This is a genomic window from Salmonella sp. 2020_1459, assembly GCF_043847915.1.
Classification (GTDB): Bacteria; Pseudomonadota; Gammaproteobacteria; order Enterobacterales; family Enterobacteriaceae; genus Salmonella; species Salmonella enterica.
Map to the genome: position 1 here is coordinate 491,028 of NZ_JBCMFA010000002.1, position 17,656 is coordinate 508,683.

Consider the following 17,656-nt stretch of genomic DNA (forward strand, 5'->3'; position numbering starts at 1 on the left):
GCTAAAACTCAAACTGATAGAGCAAATCAAGTGCCTGATCTACGCCAGACACTGCTTCCAGATATAGCTTAGGCATCAGGCGATAACGTAACGTGAGCGTCGCCAGAGAGTCAAATATCCCTACACCATACTTCACCTGTAGACCCGGCAGTACATAGCCGCTGACCACAACCTGGGACGAATCGCCCACCCCTTGCGTGTCCAGCGCCAGATTACTTACACCGAATGTCTCTCCGATTTTACCCACAACCTGACCACTTTGCGCAACCCCCAGACCAATAAGCATGGAGGTCATTGCTGCGCTATCACTCTGATTGCTGTCCAACCCCTGCCCACGCAGCAGATAAGAAAGCGCTTCAGCCTGCGGCATCGCCGGATCGGAGAAGATTTCCGCTTTGGGTTCATCAGCAGTGCCTGTGACACGCACGCCCGCAATAACATCGTCTTCGGTGGCGTCAGGGTTACGGATCGCTTCGATATTGAGCAGCGGCTGATCCGGCGGGCCGGAGAACAGCAGCTCGCCTTTACGGACAAGCAGGTCCTGGCCGTAGGCGCGGAATCGGCCGTCAGGAATATTGATTTGACCATTCAGCCCCAGCCCCTGCTTATCCTGCGCGACTTTCAAATCGCCGGTCAAACGCGCTTTAAGCCCGAAGGCGTCGATGCGCACGTTGTTGCCGACGTGGACCGTCAGATTACTGTTGATGGGAATAGACGCTGTCTGCGGCGTTTCTGGTTGCAGGTCATTATTGAGCATAACCACATCGCTGGAGACGCCAACCGCGCTCTCCGGCAGGTCGTGCACCACAATTCGCGCCCACGGAACGTCCACACGCCCATCCAACGTGAACAGCGAAGGCGTCGCGTCAAAGACCACATCCGGCGAGACATCCAGGCGCACCATCGGCGGAACGGTAATCCGCACCCGGCTGCCTTTCGCCGTCACCCGCGCGCGCCAGTTGTCAATCTGACTCCAGTCGGCGTTACCGTTCAGGTTAATTTGCCCTTGTTGTGTTCGCACGATACCGGCGAGTGTCGAACGCGTCCCGCTAAAGTTCATGGTGAGCTGGCTCGGCTGCATCTCAAACGGCATAAAATTACCGTCAATATCCAGCGCGCTAAGCTGCAACTGACCAAACAACTGCGGGCTTTGCACATCGCCGCCCAGACGTAGCCTGGCGTTTAACATTCCCGCCGCTTTTTCGCCGCGCGAAAAGACAGGGTTGACCATCGCCAGATTGAGATTGCGCATGTTGACGTTACCGCCGAGATTGCGCCGCCCCTGAGGATCGGTTACCTGCACCTGGCCATCGAATTGACCATTGTTCGTCAGGCGAATCAGCCATCCCAGCTCGGCGCGATTATTGTGCAGATCGGCGCTGAGGTTCAGCGTCTCAAACGCGACCGGTAACGGCGCGTCATTGACGGTCTGCGTGACCTTCACATTACGACCGGAAAGCGTGACCTTCCCCTGCGGCAATCCCTCCTGGGTGGTGTCCCACGACACGTCCGCTTTCCCGCTAAAGATCCCGCTGGCCTGCGTGGTATCAGGCATAAATGGCTTCAGCATCGCCAGATCAAAGCGGTTGAGATTGACCACCGCCCGTCCTGCGGCGCCCGCATCAATGGTTTGCGGGATGCACAGCTCGGCGTTCGGGTTCAGCCAACAATGCGGCCCGATACTGATTTTCTGTTCTTTATTACGGTAGTCCAGCGCAATCGCGCGGGTCAACGACCATGGCCCCACTGGCGTCTGGAAACGGGTGTCGCTTAACGTCCCTTTCCAGCGCGCCGCCTCGCGATCAAAACTGCCTGTCAGGGAGAGTTGACCGGATACCGGTTCTCCCTGAACACGGAGCTGTAGCTGATGCTGCTTCTCGCTGCCTTTGGCGTCAAGCGTCACCAGATTGATGTTAACGTCGGGTTGCGAAATCCGCTCTACGCGAACGTTGAGATGGCCCGCTATCTGATCGGTGGATTTAATATCGCCCTCAATGCGCGCCTGGGCGACAGACAGCTCCTGCCAGAGCAGACCGCGGGCGGTGATATCCGCCAACAGCTGCGGCGCTTCTACCGTACCGCGGACTTTAACGATTCCTTTTGCCATGCCGCCCAGTCCTGGCAGCGCATTATCCAGCCCTGGCGCATCGATGGCGGCGTCAAGATTCAGCTCCTTAACGCCAAGCTCGCCTTTTATATCGGCGCTGTTTGGGCCCAGCGCAAGGTGCAGCCCCGGGATCGTCCACTGCATGTAGCTGTTGCCCTTTAGCGTCCCGTTGACGTTAACGCTGTTCTGCTTCACATTGCCGGTCAGCTTGAGTTCCGGGACATCCATCTGCCAGGTGCCGCCGTAGAGGCTGCCTTTGGTTTTCATGACGCCGTTAAGCTTCGCGGGCCAGTCCGGGATCTCTTTAGCGGTATTGATGCCATTCAGCGTCAGTTCGCCACGCCAGCTAATCGCCTGCTGCCAGTCCACCAGCGCTTTCAGTTCGGTTTTTCCCTCCAGAGCGGCGACGGTGAGTTTATCGAGATTAATCTGCCGCTCATTCCCTTTAGCATCCAGCGTGATGGTCGCCGGCGGAATATCTTGTCCTTTCACGGCGGTTCGCATCGACAACGTATAGTCGGTCATCTTACCGCTCAGTTTGAGCTTCAGATCGTCAGCCTGAAACTGGGTATCACCCGTCAATGGCCAGGCAATGCGTTGGCTGACGACTTCAAGATTGAGCGGTAAACCGGCCTCCGCCAGCCGCGTCTGGGCGCGAAGCGCGACATCCATCGGCCCGGAAAGGTTCACCCCGACCTCCAGTTGTTCGCGTAACGCGCCGCCGACCTTGAGTTTTATCTTTTCACCCTTTAGCGGATCGATATTCAGCGTACTGTTGAGCGTAATATCAACCGGCCAGTTATTGGCGAGCTGCGCCGTACCGGAGGCTTTCACCGTGCCCTGGTTGGCGTCGATATCCAGAGTATCCAGCTTCATATTACCGTCGATACTGCTGACTTTAAGCAGCATCGTGCGCACCGTCAGATCGGTATCGCCGGTGATGCGTAGCTGCTCGCCGCGAAACGACTCGATATTCAGATTGAGCGGCAGGTGAACATCGGTCATCTCCGGCATTACCGGTTTTGCAAACAGATCTTTTAGCGTTTCGCCAAGCGGCTTTTCATCCGGTTGAGGTTTCTCGATTTTGGGTTCAACCACCTCTTCCTGCGCCACGTCAGCGACCTTCGGCAGAGCGATCAGCAATCCCTGAAGCCGCGTCGGTTTCAGGGTCAGGTTTTTCTCCTGCCATGCCAGCCCGGAGGTAAAATCCAGCACCGAAACGGTAGTGTCATCAATATTGATATTGATGTTATTCAGCGCCACGCGCGACAGCGTGATGGGCCAGGGGGTGGAGAGGTTCAGCGGTCCGCTTTCTTCCTCTTCTTGCGCCGGTTCGGAAGGCGGCATTTTTTTGCTGTCGATAGCGACATTAATATCTTTTAGCGCCAGATCATTGACGCACAGGCTACTGCGCCACAGGCAATCAAGCCCGACAGCCAGATGAATTTCGCCCGCATTCACCGCAACGCCCGGCTGCTCATAGCGGATATTTTTTAACGATAAGTCCCGCCAGCCGCCGGTGACCTGCCCAATCTCCAGCCCCGGCACCCAGCGGTTCGCCGCACTGAATACCAGATGCAGCCCCGTCGTCGTCCCGACCAGAAACGCAACGCTCGCCAGTAACACCACAATGAAAATCAACACGCCGAGGCTTATTTTCTTCCATAAACTCATAATTCAGGCCCCAGACCGATATAAAACTGTAAACCGTGTTCGTCTTTGTCGCCGACCGGTACGGCAAAATCGAGTTTGATAGGCCCAACCGGCGACGCCCAGCGCACGCCGACCCCGGTCCCGGTTTTGAAATCGCTACGGCGAATATCACTCACCGCCTCGCCGCTATCGACAAACACCGCCCCCCACCATTTGCCGGTGACGTTATACTGGTACTCCAGCGATCCGGTTGCCAGTTTTGAGGCGCCTTTAAGATTGCCGTCGCTATCTTTAGGCGAAATAGATTTGTATTTATAGCCGCGAATACTGCGGTCGCCCCCGGCGAAGAAACGTAAATCCGGCGGAACTTTGTCGAAATCACCGGTTTCTATCCAGCCCAAATTGGCGCGCATCACAAAACGGTGGCGATCGTACAAAGTCCGAATCCAGACGTTTTGCGCCTGCAGCACGGAGAAATCCACGTCGGAGCCCCAGGCCGTATTCGAATAGTCTACTGAATAGCGCTGCGAATCGCCCCAGGTTGGCATCAGTCCCCCTCGCGAGCGGGTTCGGCTGATCATCACGCCCGGGTAGAACAGCATGGTGGTGTTGGTGACGTTCCCCTGGGTAAAGTGGTCGAAACTCCAGCGCAGGTTAATCGCCCGCTGCCAACCGCTGGAAAGGTCCCAGTAACGCGACACGGCAAGCGTGGTCGAGTCCTGCTCCGTATCATTCAAATCGGTACGTTTAAAGCCGCCCTGTACCAGATAGTATTGCTCCAGCGGGTTTTTCAGCAGCGGCATTTTATAACTAAAATCCAGCACCTGTTCCGGCGCAGAAATACTGGTGCTGGTGGTCAGGCTATGACCGTAAGAGTTCATCCACGGTTTTTTCCACGACGCTTTCACGCGCGGCCCGACGTCGGTGGAGTACCCCACCCCGGTTTCAATCGTGTTTTCGGTTCGCGGCGATACCACGCCTTTTAACGGCAGAATTTTTGTTTTACGCGATTTCTCAAATTCCGGCGCCACCACGACAGAATTAAACCATCCGGTAGCGGAAAGTCGGCGGTTTAGTTCCGCCAAATCTTTCGATTCGTACTCATCACCCTCTTTAAACGGCAACAGATTTTGTAAATATTCATCACGAATCTGCGAACCTTCGAAGGTGACAGGTCCGAAGCGATAGCGCTCACCGCTATCATAATCAATATCCCAAAACGCCTGATGACGACCCAGAGCAATTCCCAACTGACTTTTAACGAATTCGCTGTCGAAATAGCCTTTACGTAGCGACACGCTGGTTAACGACTTTCTAAAATTGTCATAGTCTCCCTGGTTCAGCACCGTGCCGATTGCCGGACGCGTTTTCAGTAAGGCCAGATAATCTTTGTCCGTACGCGCGCCGCCGCGTAAAATGACTTCTGTACCGCCAATCAACACCGGCTGGCCGGGCGTAACCCTGGCGATTAATACCTGCCGTCCTTTCGCAGGCGGTGGAAGCAAGTCGAATTTGATAGTGGGTTCGTAATAGCCTAACGCTTTAAGCCCTTCGCGAATCGCATCATCAACTCGGGCGCGAAAGCGCCGATCCGGCGTCACCTCATCGCTCTGAATCGTAGAGAGCTGTGCGCGAACGTTTTTTTCCAGCTCTCCGGATAGCCCTTCGACTTTCAGACGAACATTTGCGGCTACCGCAGAACTGCTCAGGCACAGTAAGCTAACCCAACATAACTGACGGATATGTGGCACATTTTCTCCTGAATATCCCCTATTCCCACCCCTGGAAAAAATCACACTACCGCTCCGCGGCTTAACATAAAATCAACAATTTCGATTGAAAAGCAGACGACTGCCCAAATATTTCTTATGGTTAAATCCAGATACATTAATGTTGTTATTGTGTGCAAAGATGCGTCTCGTTACAACCTTAACGCCAATTAACGCTTTCGGGAGAATAGCTCATGAGTTTATTTGATAAAAAACATCTGGTTACTCAAGCAGATGCGTTACCAGGACGCAACACCCCGATGCCGATCGCCACTCTGCATGCGGTAAATGAACACTCTATGACCAATGTCCCTGCCGGGATGGAGATCGCCTACTTCGCGATGGGCTGTTTCTGGGGCGTAGAACGTTTATTCTGGCAATTGCCCGGCGTATATAGCACCGCGGCAGGGTATGCAGGCGGTTACACACCTAATCCAACCTACCGGGAAGTCTGCTCCGGGCAGACCGGTCATGCCGAAGCGGTACGGATAGTGTACGATCCTGCCGTTATCCGTTATGAACAGCTTTTACAGACCTTCTGGGAAAATCACGATCCGACGCAGGGGATGCAACAGGGTAACGATCACGGTACGCAATACCGTTCTGCGATTTATCCCTTAACGCCGGAACAGAGTGCCGCCGCTCACGCCAGTCGCGAGCGCTTTCAGGCGGCAATGGCCGCCGCCGGAGACCATCGCCCTATTACCACGGAAATCGCCCATGCGACGCCGTTTTACTACGCCGAAGATGAACACCAACAGTATCTGCACAAAAATCCATACGGTTACTGCGGGATTGGCGGGATCGGCGTTTGCCTGCCGCCTGACGCGTGACGACGCTGGCGTAGGGGGAACTTGTCGGAGTTGAAAATGAACCCTCTGGCGACTTTACAGTAGCTTACGCTATACTAGCCCTGAACTTATCGGCTCACTGCTACGAGCCGGTTTTCATTAAACGTTACCACACGGATTTATAAACTTCCCTTCCGAGGATCTGGCGTTTCGCCGGATAAGATATGTTAAACAGTATATTCATTATATTCTGCCTGATCGCTGTAAGTGCGTTCTTCTCCATCTCCGAGATCTCGCTTGCCGCATCACGTAAGATTAAACTTAAGTTATTAGCTGATGAAGGCAGTATCAACGCACAACGCGTATTGAAAATGCAGGAAAATCCCGGCATGTTTTTCACCGTTGTGCAAATTGGCCTGAACGCCGTCGCTATTCTTGGCGGTATCGTCGGCGATGCGGCATTTTCGCCCGCCTTTTCCGCCCTTTTCTCGCACTATATGTCGCCAGAACTCTCCGAGCAGCTGAGCTTTATTCTCTCTTTCTCGCTGGTGACGGGGCTGTTTATCCTGTTCGCGGATTTAACCCCGAAACGCATCGGTATGATTGCGCCAGAAGCTGTGGCTTTGCGTATCATCAACCCGATGCGCTTCTGCCTGTTCGTTTTTCGCCCGCTGGTGTGGCTGTTTAACGGCATGGCAAACAACATCTTCCGCCTGTTCAAAATTCCAATGGTGCGGAAAGACGACATTACTTCTGATGATATTTATGCAGTGGTGGAAGCCGGCGCGCTGGCGGGCGTCTTGCGCAAGCAAGAGCACGAACTGATTGAAAATGTGTTTGAACTTGAATCCCGCACCGTACCGTCTTCTATGACGTCGCGCGAAAGTATCATCTGGTTTGATCTGCACGAAGACGAACAAAGCCTGAAGAAAAAGGTCGCCGAACATCCGCACTCAAAATTTTTGGTGTGTAATGAAGATATCGACCACATCATCGGCTATGTAGACTCCAAAGATCTGCTAAATCGCGTGCTGGCGAACCAAAGTATGGCGCTGAATAGCGGCGTGCAAATTCGCAATACCTTGATTGTGCCGGATACGCTGACCCTTTCTGAGGCGCTGGAAAGTTTCAAAACGGCGGGCGAAGATTTCGCGGTCATTATGAATGAATACGCACTGGTCGTCGGTATCATTACGCTGAACGATGTGATGACCACGCTAATGGGTGACCTGGTCGGCCAGGGACTGGAAGAGCAAATTGTGGCGCGCGATGAAAATTCCTGGCTGGTTGACGGCGGCACGCCGATTGACGACGTCATGCGCGTGCTGGATATCGATGAGTTTCCGCAATCCGGCAACTATGAAACCATTGGCGGCTTTATGATGTTTATGCTGCGCAAGATCCCAAAACGCACTGATTCGGTGAAGTTTTCCGGCTACAAATTTGAAGTGGTGGATATCGACAACTACCGTATCGATCAGTTGCTGGTGACGCGTCTCGACAATAAAAGCAACGTACCGGCGCCGAAACTGCCCGATGCAAAAGACAAAGAAGACAGCGCGGCCTGAAATCCGTTTGCCAGAAACATCAACGGCTCCTGATTCAGGAGCCGTTTTTTTTTACTTTTTTAACCTACTGCATAGCACTTTTGGTTACGCCATCTCAGTTTGCAGACGCATAACCTGACGGTTAACTTCAGACATCACAGACAAGTGCTGCTTGTCTCTCACTTTTGGGATAAGAATCTTACCCTTATCGAACTCAAAAGCGCCAACATCCTTGATATATAACCGTCCACGGAACAGGATCTTCACGTACTTCGCCACCTGTAGCGGGTTGTAGCGTTGGAAAATTTTCATTGTTGTCTCCTGCAGAGTATTACGCCCTTGCGGTGCCACAATCGGCCCAACAGTTTTAAGGCGCAAATTTTAATGCCATATGACTATAGACCATATCTACGTCGTTTCCAGTGTGCATAAGTATATTTACCTTTTGATTACAGTTATTCAGAATTATCTAAACATCAGCTCATTTTTCTCAGTATATGCCTTCATTTTTCACAGGAAGTGTGCGCCCGCCCGCAAACTGGCATCCCCTTTGCGGGAAAAAGCATCAATCGCACATATGATTAACTATCGGCCCAAAGTGGTCGGATCACCTGCAAAAAAATAAAGAAGGAATGACCATGACCCTACGTAAAATTCTGGCGATGTCGTGTCTGCTACTCCCCATAATGGCTTGTGCGCATAACCTTGAAGATAACCAACGGGTGCCGCCGGTAGGCATTGCCGACCGTGGCGAACTGACGTTGAATAAAGATGAGTTTAGTTATAAAAACTGGAATAGCGCGCAGCTGGCGGGAAAAGTGCGCGTCCTGCTGCACATTGCGGGTCGAACGTCAGCGAAGGAAAAAAACGCCACGCTGATTGAAGCGATTAAATCCGCCGGGCTTCCGCATGACAGATACCAGACGACCACAATTGTGAACACCGATGATGCGATCCCCGGCTCCGGTATGTTCGTGCGTAGCAGTATAGAAAGTAATAAAAAGCTCTACCCGTGGTCGCAATTTATTGTCGACAGCAATGGCGTGGCGCGTAACGCCTGGCAATTAAAAGAAGAGGGGTCCGCCGTCATCGTGCTTGACAAAGACGGTCGGGTTCAATGGGTGAAAGATGGCGCGTTAACCCAGCAAGAGGTACAGCAGGTGGTCGACCTGCTGCATAAGCTCCTCAGTAAATAGTCACCCGGAAGCCGGGGTTAAGGAACGATTCACGAGGGGTATAGTCCAGCGTTTTTCCCTGCCAGTCGTGAACGTGCGCCCCGGCTGCAACGGCAATGGCATGACCTGCGGCAGTGTCCCAGACGCTGGTCGGCCCAAATCTGGGGTAAAGCTGCGCCTGGCCTTCCGCCACAAGGCAGAATTTCAGCGAGGAACCAATAGAGGTGGTCTGATGTTCGCCAAGCTGTTGGAGATATTCGGTGAGTTCATCATCCGTATGCGAACGGCTAATCACCACCAGCGGCGGGCGGGCATCCCGGACCTGAATCTGCTTACGCACCCCGCACTCCTCTTTCCAGGCCTTACCTTCCGCCGCGTAGTACATCACTTTCAGCACCGGCGCATAGACCACGCCCAACACCGGTTTGCCCTGCTCAATCAGCGCGATATTGACCGTGAATTCGCCATTGCGCTTGATGAACTCTTTGGTGCCGTCGAGCGGATCGACCAGCCAGTAGCGCTGCCAGTGCTGGCGCACTTCCCAGGCAGGCGGATCTTCTTCTGAAAGCACCGGAATATCCGGCGTGAGCGTGCGTAACCCTTCGAGAATCACGGTATGTGCAGCGATATCCGCCGCAGTGACTGGAGAATCGTCCTGCTTGCGGGCGTACTCCATCGGTTTGGCTCCATCATAAACCTGCATAATGGCATCGCCCGCGTTCCGTGCAAGCTGGCATACTTGTTCTAACATTCTCCACCTCTTTATGACAGGGGCGTTAACTCGTTGTTTTACTTATACCCGATCGTTAAGGGTTCCGCCAACTGTGATACCGTCTGCGGTTTTGATAATACCTTTCATGGCATGATTCACCCTTCTGTGAACACTCGCAAAAAATCGGCCGGATGGGGCGGTTTCACCTTCTTATGGCGACGGTCGGAACGATATCGGGTTTCACTGTTTATCATCGCTATTTTTCACTATCCGGCTTTTCTATTGCGTTCTTAAAAGGTGCCTCTGATGATTAAGTTTAGTGCAACGCTTCTGGCTACGCTGATCGCCGCCAGCGTGAATGCGGCCACCGTCGATCTCCGTATCATGGAAACTACTGATTTACATAGCAACATGATGGATTTCGATTATTACAAGGATACCGCAACCGAAAAATTCGGATTGGTACGTACCGCAAGTTTGATTCATGCCGCCCGAAATGAAGTCAAAAACAGCGTGCTGGTGGATAACGGCGACCTGATTCAGGGGAGCCCTCTGGGCGATTATATGGCGGCAAAAGGGCTCAAAGACGGTGATGTTCACCCGGTCTATAAAGCGCTCAACACTCTGGATTACGCGGTTGGAAACCTCGGCAACCATGAGTTTAATTATGGTCTGAACTATCTGCATAACGCGCTGGCTGGCGCGAAATTCCCTTATGTTAACGCCAATATTATCGACGTTAAAACCCAAAAGCCGCTCTTTACGCCTTATCTGATTAAAGAGACGAGCGTTATTGATAAAGACGGCAACCCGCAAACTCTGAAAATCGGCTATATCGGCTTTGTTCCGCCGCAAATCATGATTTGGGATAAAGCGAATCTGAGCGGCAAAGTTACCGTCAATGACATTACGGAAACCGCCCGGAAATATGTGCCCGAAATGCGCGAGAAAGGCGCTGATATCGTGGTAGTCATTGCTCATTCAGGCCTTTCTGCCGATCCGTACCACAGCATGGCGGAAAACTCGGTTTATTACCTCAGCGAAGTTCCCGGCGTCGACGCGATTATGTTTGGCCACGCCCATGCCGTCTTCCCCGGTAAAGATTTTGCCGACATCAAAGGCGCGGATATCGCCAAAGGTACGCTTAACGGCATTCCTGCGGTAATGCCTGGCATGTGGGGCGACCATCTGGGAGTGGTCGATCTGGTGCTCAATAACGACAGCGGCAAATGGCAGGTTACGCAGGCGAAAGCGGAAGCGCGGCCTATCTATGACGCCGCCGCTAAAAAGTCGCTGGCGGCGGAAGACAGTAAGCTGGTCGATATTCTGAAAGCCGATCACGATGCCACCCGCGAGTTTGTCAGCAAGCCCATCGGTAAATCCGCCGATAATATGTACAGTTATCTTGCTCTGGTGCAGGACGATCCTACCGTACAGGTGGTGAATAACGCGCAAAAAGCGTATGTGGAACACTTTATTCAGGGCGATCCGGATCTGGCGAAACTGCCGGTGCTGTCCGCCGCCGCGCCGTTTAAAGTTGGCGGGCGTAAGAACGATCCTGCCAGCTTTGTCGAGGTGGAAAAAGGCCAGTTGACCTTCCGTAACGCCGCCGATCTTTATCTCTATCCGAATACGCTGGTGGTGGTGAAAGCCAGCGGCAAAGAGGTAAAAGAGTGGCTGGAATGTTCTGCCGGACAGTTTAATCAGATTGATATTCACAGCAACAAACCGCAATCGTTGATCAATTGGGATGGCTTTCGCACCTATAATTTCGATGTCATTGACGGCGTGAATTATCAAATCGATGTGTCACAGCCCGCCCGCTATGATGGCGAATGCCAGATGGTGAATCCGCAGGCGGAGCGTATTAAAAACCTGACCTTTAACGGTAAGCCTGTCGACCCGAACGCTACGTTCCTGGTCGCCACGAATAACTATCGCGCTTACGGCGGCAAGTTTGCCGGCACGGGCGACAGCCATATCGCCTTTGCGTCTCCGGATGAAAATCGCTCCGTGCTGGCGGCATGGATTGGCGCAGAGTCAAAACGCGCGGGCGAAATCCATCCGGCGGCGGATAATAACTGGCGTCTGGCGCCAATCCACAGCGATACGGCGCTGGATATCCGCTTTGAAACATCGCCAGGCGATAAAGCCGCGGCCTTCATTAAAGAGAAAGGACAGTATCCGATGAAGAAGGTTGCTGTCGATGATATCGGTTTTGCCATTTATCAGGTGGATTTGAGCAAGTAACGTGAGTCCCGCGTTTATTCGGCCTGACTGGCAGGCCGAATAAAGCGCTAGCCGCCATCTGATAAACGCTCCCGCTGCGCCAATACCTGGGGCAAATTCAGTTCTATCCAGTCCGCCAGCGCGGCGACTTTATCACTCACCTGCTCGCCAAGCGGCGTCAGGCTGTACTCCACATGCGGCGGAACAACTGGATATGACACCCGGTTAAGAAATCCGTCCTGTTCAAGCGCCTGTAACGACTGCGCCAGCATCTTTTCACTCACGCCTCCCATCTTGCGGCGCAGGTCGCTAAAACGGTGTGTACCGTCGCGTAACGCGACCAGAATCAGTACGCCCCAGCGACTGGTGACATGTTTTAACACCTCACGGGACGGGCACTGTTCAGCAAAGAGATTGCCTTCACGCAACTGCCGGGAAAGAGTATGAGCGCGCATTGATACTTACCTTTTTGTACGTACTTACTAAAAGTAAGCTTAGGTGGTAGCGTAATAAAACACAAGACCAACACTGAGGAGTTCACCATGATTGCTATCACTGGCGCAACAGGCCAACTGGGCCAACACGTTATTGAAAACCTGCTAAAAACGACGCCCGCCAGCCACCTCGTCGCGATCGTCCGTAACCCGAAAAAAGCCGCCCCGCTCAGTCAGCGCGGGATTGCCGTTCGCCAGGCGGATTACGCTAACGAAGCCGCGCTGACCACCGCCTTACAGGGCGTTGATAAACTGCTGCTCATTTCATCCAGCGAAGTGGGACAACGCACCGCGCAGCACCGCAACGTTATTCAGGCCGCCATTGCCGCGAAGGTGAAATTCATCGCCTATACCAGCCTGCTACATGCGGATAAATCGCCGCTGGCGCTCGCCGATGAACATATTGAAACGGAAAAAATGCTGGCTGAGTCAGGTATTCCTCACACGCTATTACGTAACGGCTGGTATACGGAAAACTACCTGGCGAGCGTCCCTGCCGCGCTGAAGCATGGCGTCTTTATTGGCGCAGCAGGAGAAGGGAAAATCGCCTCCGCAATGCGCGCTGACTATGCCGCCGCCGCCGCGCGCGTCATCCGTGAAGAGGGTCACGCCGGGAATGTCTACGAGCTGGCGGGTGATGACGCCTGGACATTAAGCCAGTTGGCGGATGAACTTACTCATCAGAGCGGAAAAAAAATCGTCTACCAGAACCTGAGCGAAGTCGATTTTGCCGCCGCGTTAAAAGGCGCAGGCCTGCCTGACGGACTGGCGGATATGTTGGCCAATTCTGACGCTGGCGCGGCGAAAGGCGGCTTGTTTGATGACAGCCATACGCTGCGTAAACTCATCGGTCGCCCGACGACGACGCTCACAGAAAGCCTTCGCTCCGTACTGTAAGTGTTAAAATTTAGTTAATTTATGTGGCATCCTCATAGACCTTCTCTGATAATGACGGAACGGTTTATGAGGAGAATCTGATGATTAGCGGCGTGCTATACGCCCTGCTGGCAGGGCTAATGTGGGGATTGATTTTCGTCGGCCCGTTAATCGTGCCGGATTACCCGGCCCTCTTACAGTCAATGGGACGCTATCTGGCGCTGGGGCTGATTGCCCTGCCGATTGCCTGGTTAGGCCGCACGCGGTTACGCCAGTTGACGCGCAAAGACTGGTTCACCGCCTTGTCGCTGACTCTGATGGGCAATGTAATCTATTACGCCTGCCTCGCCAGCGCCATTCAGCGAACCGGCGCGCCGGTGTCGACGATGATCATCGGGACATTGCCGGTCGTCATTCCGCTTTTCGCTAACATTCTCTATAGCCAACGAGACGGCAGATTATCCTGGCGGCGTTTAGCGCCCGCGCTGGCGCTTATCGGTTTTGGCCTGCTGTGCGTCAATATTGCTGAACTTAGTCAGGGATTATCCGATGTTAGCGGCTGGCGCTATGGTTCAGGCATTGTGCTGGCGCTGATTTCCGTAGCGTGCTGGGCATGGTATGCGCTGCGCAACGCCCGCTGGCTGCGGGAAAATCCCGACAAACATCCCATGATGTGGGCAACGGCGCAGGCGCTGGTTACGCTGCCGGTCTCGTTAATCGGCTATGCGGCGGTCTGTCTGTGGCTGAGTATCCAGAAACCGTTGTTTACCCTGCCCTTTGGCCCGCATCCCGCGCTGTTTATCGGTCTGATGATCGCCATCGCAGTGCTGTGTTCCTGGGTGGGCGCGCTGTGCTGGAATATCGCCAGCCAAAAATTGCCAACCGTTATTTTAGGGCCGCTGATTGTTTTTGAGACGTTGGCGGGACTGCTCTATACCTTCATTCTGCGCCAGGAAATCCCGCCATTCCTGACGTTAAGCGGCATTGCGCTCCTGGTGGCGGGCGTGGTCATTGCCGTGAGAGCGAAACCGGAAAAAGCGACCGTCGTTCCGGTCACGGAACGCTAATTTCATACTCGCTTAAATTATACGCACCCCGAAAGAGTTATAGCCTTGCCTTAAAGATGCATTTAAGATACAACTTATATTATTGCAAATGAGGTAACGGCTATGGCTTATCGCGATCAACCTTTAGGCGAACTGGCGCTCTCTATTCCCCGCGCATCGGCGCTGTTTCGCCGGTACGATATGGATTACTGCTGCGGCGGAAAACAGACGCTGGCGCGCGCCGCCGCGCGTCACGACGTCGATATTGACATCATTGAAGCGCAACTCGCGCAGTTGGCTGAACAGCCCATCGAAAAAGACTGGCGCGCCGTTCCGCTGGCAGACATTATTGACCATATCGTGGTGCGCTATCATGACCGACACCGCGAACAACTGCCGGAGCTTATCCTGCAGGCAACCAAAGTGGAACGCGTTCACGCGGATAAGCCAAACGTCCCACGCGGCCTGACAAAATATCTCACCGCGCTGCATGAAGAGCTTTCCAGCCATATGATGAAAGAAGAACAGATCCTGTTCCCAATGATCAAACAGGGTATGGGTCGCCAGGCAACGGGCCCGATAAGCGTAATGGAAAGCGAGCATGACGAGGCGGGAGAGCTGGTAGACGTCATCAAACACGTCACCCAAAATGTAACGCCGCCACCAGAAGCCTGTACCACCTGGAAAGCGATGTATAACGGCATTAATGAGATGATTGATGATCTGATGGAGCACATCAGCCTGGAGAATAACGTGCTGTTCCCACGCGCGCTGGCCGGGGAATAATCGCCAGCCGGGCATTTTGCCGGATGGCGGCTGTAAACTGCGCCTTATCCGGCCTCCAAATCAACGCTACGCTGTAAGCCCGGTAAGCGCCAGCGCCACCGGGCAAAACAATTAACGCATTCCCGCCATCCGTTTCTTACCTATCAACAGCCAGCCCAGACCCAACGCGATAAACCACAGCGGCGTCACGATCAGCGCCTGGCGCGTATCGTCTTCCAGCGTCAGTAATACCAGCACGAACGCAAAGAACGCCATACAGACCCAGCACATCAGCTTACCGAGCGGCATCTTATAGATGGATTTCTCATGCAGGTGGGGACGCTTTTTGCGGTACACCAGGTATGAACACAGAATGATGGTCCAGACAAACATAAACAGGATAGCCGAAACCGTAGTGATCATGGTGAATGCGCCAATCACGCTCGGGTTGACCATCAGCATAACCACGCCGCCCAGCAGGCAGATACAGGAGAAGGTCAGGCCTTTCGCCGGTACCGCGCGTTTCGATAGCTTAGCGAACGCTTTTGGCGCCACGCCTTCTTGCGCCAGGCCAAACAGCATACGGCTGGTCGAGAAGACGCCGCTGTTGGCGGAAGACGCCGCCGAGGTCAGCACGACAAAGTTGATCACGCTCGCAGCGGCAGGCAGACCCACCAGTACAAACAGCTCAACAAACGGGCTCTTATCCGGCACCACGGAACTCCACGGCGTCACCGACATAATGACAATCAGCGCAAAGACGTAGAACATGATGATACGGATCGGTATTGAGTTAATCGCGCGCGGCAGCGATTTTTCCGGATCTTTAGTTTCTGCGGCGGTAGTACCAACCAGCTCAATGCCCACGAAAGCGAACACTGCAATCTGGAAACCGGCAAAGAACCCGCTAATACCTTTCGGGAACCAGCCGCCGTCATTCCACAGATGCGCGAAAGACGCTTCAACGCCTGTCGGCGATTTAAAGTGCATCGCAATCATCACCAGCCCGACCACAATCAACGCCACAATGGCGACAATTTTGACCATGGCAAACCAAAATTCCATTTCACCAAACATTTTAACGGTGGCGAGGTTGAGGCTTAGCAGCAGGATCACTACCGCCAGCGAGGCGACCCAATCGGAAAGGCCGGGAAACCAGAACTGCGCGTAGGCGGTAATCGCCACCACGTCAGCCATACCGGTCACTACCCAGCAAAACCAGTACGTCCAGCCAGTAAAATATCCCGCCCAGGGGCCAAGCAGGTCGGAAGCAAAATCGCTAAACGATTTATATTCCAGATTCGAGAGCAGCAATTCCCCCATGGCGCGCATCACGAAAAAAAGCATAAAACCGATGATCATATAAACAAAAATGATCGACGGTCCGGCGAGACTGATCGTTTTACCCGATCCCATAAACAGACCGGTACCAATAGCGCCGCCAATAGCGATAAGCTGTATATGACGGTTTGTAAGATTGCGCCGTAGCGACTGTTCAGCCGGAGCCTGTTCGTCGGCTGCGACTTTTACCTGATCTACCATGTTTTTCTTCCTGTACCTGTCTGTGTTGTGCGGGCTCTACGGCCTTTGGTCTATGATACGACGATCCTGTTATCAGGACTCATCGATATTAGGTAAGAATCGGCGGGATGAATACTCAGATTCAAATACAATGTTAATTTTATGTTTAAAATGAGTGTTATATCACTTTGATAATGCGAATTAGCTCACAAAAATACACGTAACGACGCCATTTGCAAAATAAAATATTGGCATCTGCTGAAGTCAGGATTGCCGGATAAGGCGTTTACGCCGTCATCCGGCAAACCCGGGGCGCTTAGAGAATTTCCAGCAGTTCCACTTCAAACACCAGGGTGCTGAATGGCGGAATAGAGGCCCCGGCCCCACGCTCGCCATAGGCCAGCTCCTGTGGGATAGTCAGTTCCCATTTGGAACCTACCGGCATCAGAGTCAGAGCTTCAATCCAGCCGGCGATCACGCCATTTACCGGGAATTCAGCCGGTTCGCCGCGCGCGACGGAGCTGTCAAATACGGTGCCATCAATAAGCTTACCGGTGTAATGCACGCGTACGCGGTCGGTACGCGCCGGAATCGCGCCTTCGCCCTGCATCAGAACGCGGAACTGTAAACCAGATTCAGTACTGTTCACACCGTCTTTTTCGCGGTTTTCTTCCAGGTATTTCACGCCTTCGGCCGCCATTGCTTTGAAACGCTCACGACGCACCGCGTCCGCACGCTCATGAATTTCACGCAGCGCACGATGCACCACATCAACAGGAACCGCCGGGTGTTTACCTTCCAGCGCATCAGCAATGCCTGCAACCAGCGCTTCAGGCAATAGCCCTTCAAGACCGGATTCGCTAAGCTGCTGCCCTACCTGCAAACCAATGCCATAGCTCGCTTGCGCTTCAATAGTGTCAAAAGTCGGGGTGGCCATTATTTTTCCTTCATCGGATATCAAAAAAGTAGCG

14 protein-coding genes are annotated in these 17,656 nt (G+C 53.4%); 7 read left to right on the forward strand and 7 right to left on the reverse strand.

Annotated elements, in window-relative coordinates; all coding sequences use genetic code 11:
* Nucleotide 1 precedes the first annotated feature (1 nt).
* Nucleotides 2-3,781 (reverse strand): autotransporter assembly complex protein TamB, encoded by a 3,780-nt coding sequence (gene tamB, locus ACH0VJ_RS07315; RefSeq protein ID WP_000060833.1) that lies wholly within the window; start codon nucleotides 3,779-3,781, stop codon nucleotides 2-4.
* Complete coding sequence (gene tamA, locus ACH0VJ_RS07320) at nucleotides 3,778-5,511, reverse strand: autotransporter assembly complex protein TamA (protein WP_001120240.1); 1,734 nt, start codon at nucleotides 5,509-5,511, stop codon at nucleotides 3,778-3,780. Before tamA ends, tamB begins: the two co-directional genes overlap by 4 nt.
* A gap of 212 nt (nucleotides 5,512-5,723) precedes the next feature.
* On the opposite strand from tamA, the gene msrA reads away from it, so the two are divergent.
* Nucleotides 5,724-6,362, forward strand: a complete 639-nt coding sequence (msrA, locus tag ACH0VJ_RS07325; protein WP_000051469.1) for a peptide-methionine (S)-S-oxide reductase MsrA — start codon at nucleotides 5,724-5,726, stop codon at nucleotides 6,360-6,362.
* A 182-nt stretch (nucleotides 6,363-6,544) separates the two neighbouring features.
* Nucleotides 6,545-7,888, forward strand: coding sequence for a hemolysin family protein (locus tag ACH0VJ_RS07330; protein ID WP_000934972.1), 1,344 nt, complete (start codon nucleotides 6,545-6,547; stop codon nucleotides 7,886-7,888).
* Nucleotides 7,889-7,972: 84 nt separating this feature from the next.
* On the opposite strand, the gene ACH0VJ_RS07335 is transcribed toward ACH0VJ_RS07330, so the two are convergent.
* Nucleotides 7,973-8,179: a DUF1107 domain-containing protein gene (locus ACH0VJ_RS07335; protein WP_000689229.1), complete on the reverse strand. Its 207-nt coding sequence runs from the start codon at nucleotides 8,177-8,179 to the stop codon at nucleotides 7,973-7,975.
* 326 nt (nucleotides 8,180-8,505) lie between these two features.
* On the opposite strand from ACH0VJ_RS07335, the gene ACH0VJ_RS07340 reads away from it, so the two are divergent.
* A complete protein-coding gene (locus ACH0VJ_RS07340; RefSeq protein ID WP_000175300.1) occupies nucleotides 8,506-9,063 on the forward strand; it encodes a YtfJ family protein in 558 nt (185 codons plus the stop codon).
* Here ACH0VJ_RS07340 and cysQ read toward each other — a convergent pair.
* The gene (gene cysQ, locus ACH0VJ_RS07345) at nucleotides 9,053-9,793 is read right to left on the reverse strand and encodes a 3'(2'),5'-bisphosphate nucleotidase CysQ (protein ID WP_000893398.1); all 741 of its coding nucleotides are present in this window, start codon (nucleotides 9,791-9,793) and stop codon (nucleotides 9,053-9,055) included. The genes ACH0VJ_RS07340 and cysQ overlap by 11 nt on opposite strands.
* 267 nt (nucleotides 9,794-10,060) lie before the next feature.
* Between cysQ and ACH0VJ_RS07350 the strand changes: the two genes are divergently transcribed.
* Nucleotides 10,061-12,004, forward strand: coding sequence for a bifunctional 2',3'-cyclic-nucleotide 2'-phosphodiesterase/3'-nucleotidase (locus ACH0VJ_RS07350; RefSeq protein WP_000589396.1), 1,944 nt, complete (start codon nucleotides 10,061-10,063; stop codon nucleotides 12,002-12,004).
* A 47-nt stretch (nucleotides 12,005-12,051) separates the two neighbouring features.
* Here ACH0VJ_RS07350 and ACH0VJ_RS07355 read toward each other — a convergent pair whose 3' ends face one another.
* The gene (locus ACH0VJ_RS07355; protein ID WP_001201297.1) at nucleotides 12,052-12,438 is read right to left on the reverse strand and encodes a helix-turn-helix domain-containing protein; all 387 of its coding nucleotides are present in this window, start codon (nucleotides 12,436-12,438) and stop codon (nucleotides 12,052-12,054) included.
* A gap of 87 nt (nucleotides 12,439-12,525) precedes the next feature.
* Between ACH0VJ_RS07355 and ACH0VJ_RS07360 the strand changes: the two genes are divergently transcribed.
* The 3 genes from ACH0VJ_RS07360 to ytfE all read left to right on the forward strand — a co-directional run bounded on the left by ACH0VJ_RS07360 (nucleotide 12,526) and on the right by ytfE (nucleotide 15,185).
* Nucleotides 12,526-13,374, forward strand: a complete 849-nt coding sequence (locus tag ACH0VJ_RS07360; protein WP_000560616.1) for an SDR family oxidoreductase — start codon at nucleotides 12,526-12,528, stop codon at nucleotides 13,372-13,374.
* A gap of 80 nt (nucleotides 13,375-13,454) precedes the next feature.
* A complete protein-coding gene (locus ACH0VJ_RS07365) occupies nucleotides 13,455-14,420 on the forward strand; it encodes a DMT family transporter (RefSeq protein ID WP_000623273.1) in 966 nt (321 codons plus the stop codon).
* Between the two features lie 102 nt (nucleotides 14,421-14,522).
* On the forward strand, nucleotides 14,523-15,185 hold the full coding sequence (gene ytfE, locus ACH0VJ_RS07370; RefSeq protein WP_000331476.1) for an iron-sulfur cluster repair protein YtfE: 663 nt from the start codon (nucleotides 14,523-14,525) through the stop codon (nucleotides 15,183-15,185).
* Between the two features lie 111 nt (nucleotides 15,186-15,296).
* On the opposite strand, the gene cycA is transcribed toward ytfE, so the two are convergent.
* Both cycA and fklB read right to left on the reverse strand, forming a co-directional pair.
* Nucleotides 15,297-16,706, reverse strand: coding sequence for a D-serine/D-alanine/glycine transporter (gene cycA, locus ACH0VJ_RS07375; RefSeq protein ID WP_000228322.1), 1,410 nt, complete (start codon nucleotides 16,704-16,706; stop codon nucleotides 15,297-15,299).
* A 295-nt stretch (nucleotides 16,707-17,001) separates the two neighbouring features.
* A complete protein-coding gene (gene fklB, locus ACH0VJ_RS07380; RefSeq protein ID WP_000235159.1) occupies nucleotides 17,002-17,622 on the reverse strand; it encodes an FKBP-type peptidyl-prolyl cis-trans isomerase in 621 nt (206 codons plus the stop codon).
* Nucleotides 17,623-17,656 lie beyond the last annotated feature (34 nt).

Excerpts from the sequence above, each read along its gene's own strand:
- ACH0VJ_RS07360 (WP_000560616.1), top strand. The coding sequence starts at position 12,526 with ATGATTGCTATCACTGGCGCAACAGGCCAACTGGGCCAACACGTTATT.
- fklB (WP_000235159.1), bottom strand. The coding sequence starts at position 17,622 with ATGGCCACCCCGACTTTTGACACTATTGAAGCGCAAGCGAGCTATGGC.
- tamB (WP_000060833.1), bottom strand. The coding sequence starts at position 3,781 with ATGAGTTTATGGAAGAAAATAAGCCTCGGCGTGTTGATTTTCATTGTG.
- msrA (WP_000051469.1), top strand. The coding sequence starts at position 5,724 with ATGAGTTTATTTGATAAAAAACATCTGGTTACTCAAGCAGATGCGTTA.
- ACH0VJ_RS07355 (WP_001201297.1), bottom strand. The coding sequence starts at position 12,438 with ATGCGCGCTCATACTCTTTCCCGGCAGTTGCGTGAAGGCAATCTCTTT.
- cysQ (WP_000893398.1), bottom strand. The coding sequence starts at position 9,793 with ATGTTAGAACAAGTATGCCAGCTTGCACGGAACGCGGGCGATGCCATT.
- ytfE (WP_000331476.1), top strand. The coding sequence starts at position 14,523 with ATGGCTTATCGCGATCAACCTTTAGGCGAACTGGCGCTCTCTATTCCC.
- ACH0VJ_RS07330 (WP_000934972.1), top strand. The coding sequence starts at position 6,545 with ATGTTAAACAGTATATTCATTATATTCTGCCTGATCGCTGTAAGTGCG.
- ACH0VJ_RS07335 (WP_000689229.1), bottom strand. The coding sequence starts at position 8,179 with ATGAAAATTTTCCAACGCTACAACCCGCTACAGGTGGCGAAGTACGTG.
- cycA (WP_000228322.1), bottom strand. The coding sequence starts at position 16,706 with ATGGTAGATCAGGTAAAAGTCGCAGCCGACGAACAGGCTCCGGCTGAA.
- ACH0VJ_RS07365 (WP_000623273.1), top strand. The coding sequence starts at position 13,455 with ATGATTAGCGGCGTGCTATACGCCCTGCTGGCAGGGCTAATGTGGGGA.
- ACH0VJ_RS07350 (WP_000589396.1), top strand. The coding sequence starts at position 10,061 with ATGATTAAGTTTAGTGCAACGCTTCTGGCTACGCTGATCGCCGCCAGC.
- ACH0VJ_RS07340 (WP_000175300.1), top strand. The coding sequence starts at position 8,506 with ATGACCCTACGTAAAATTCTGGCGATGTCGTGTCTGCTACTCCCCATA.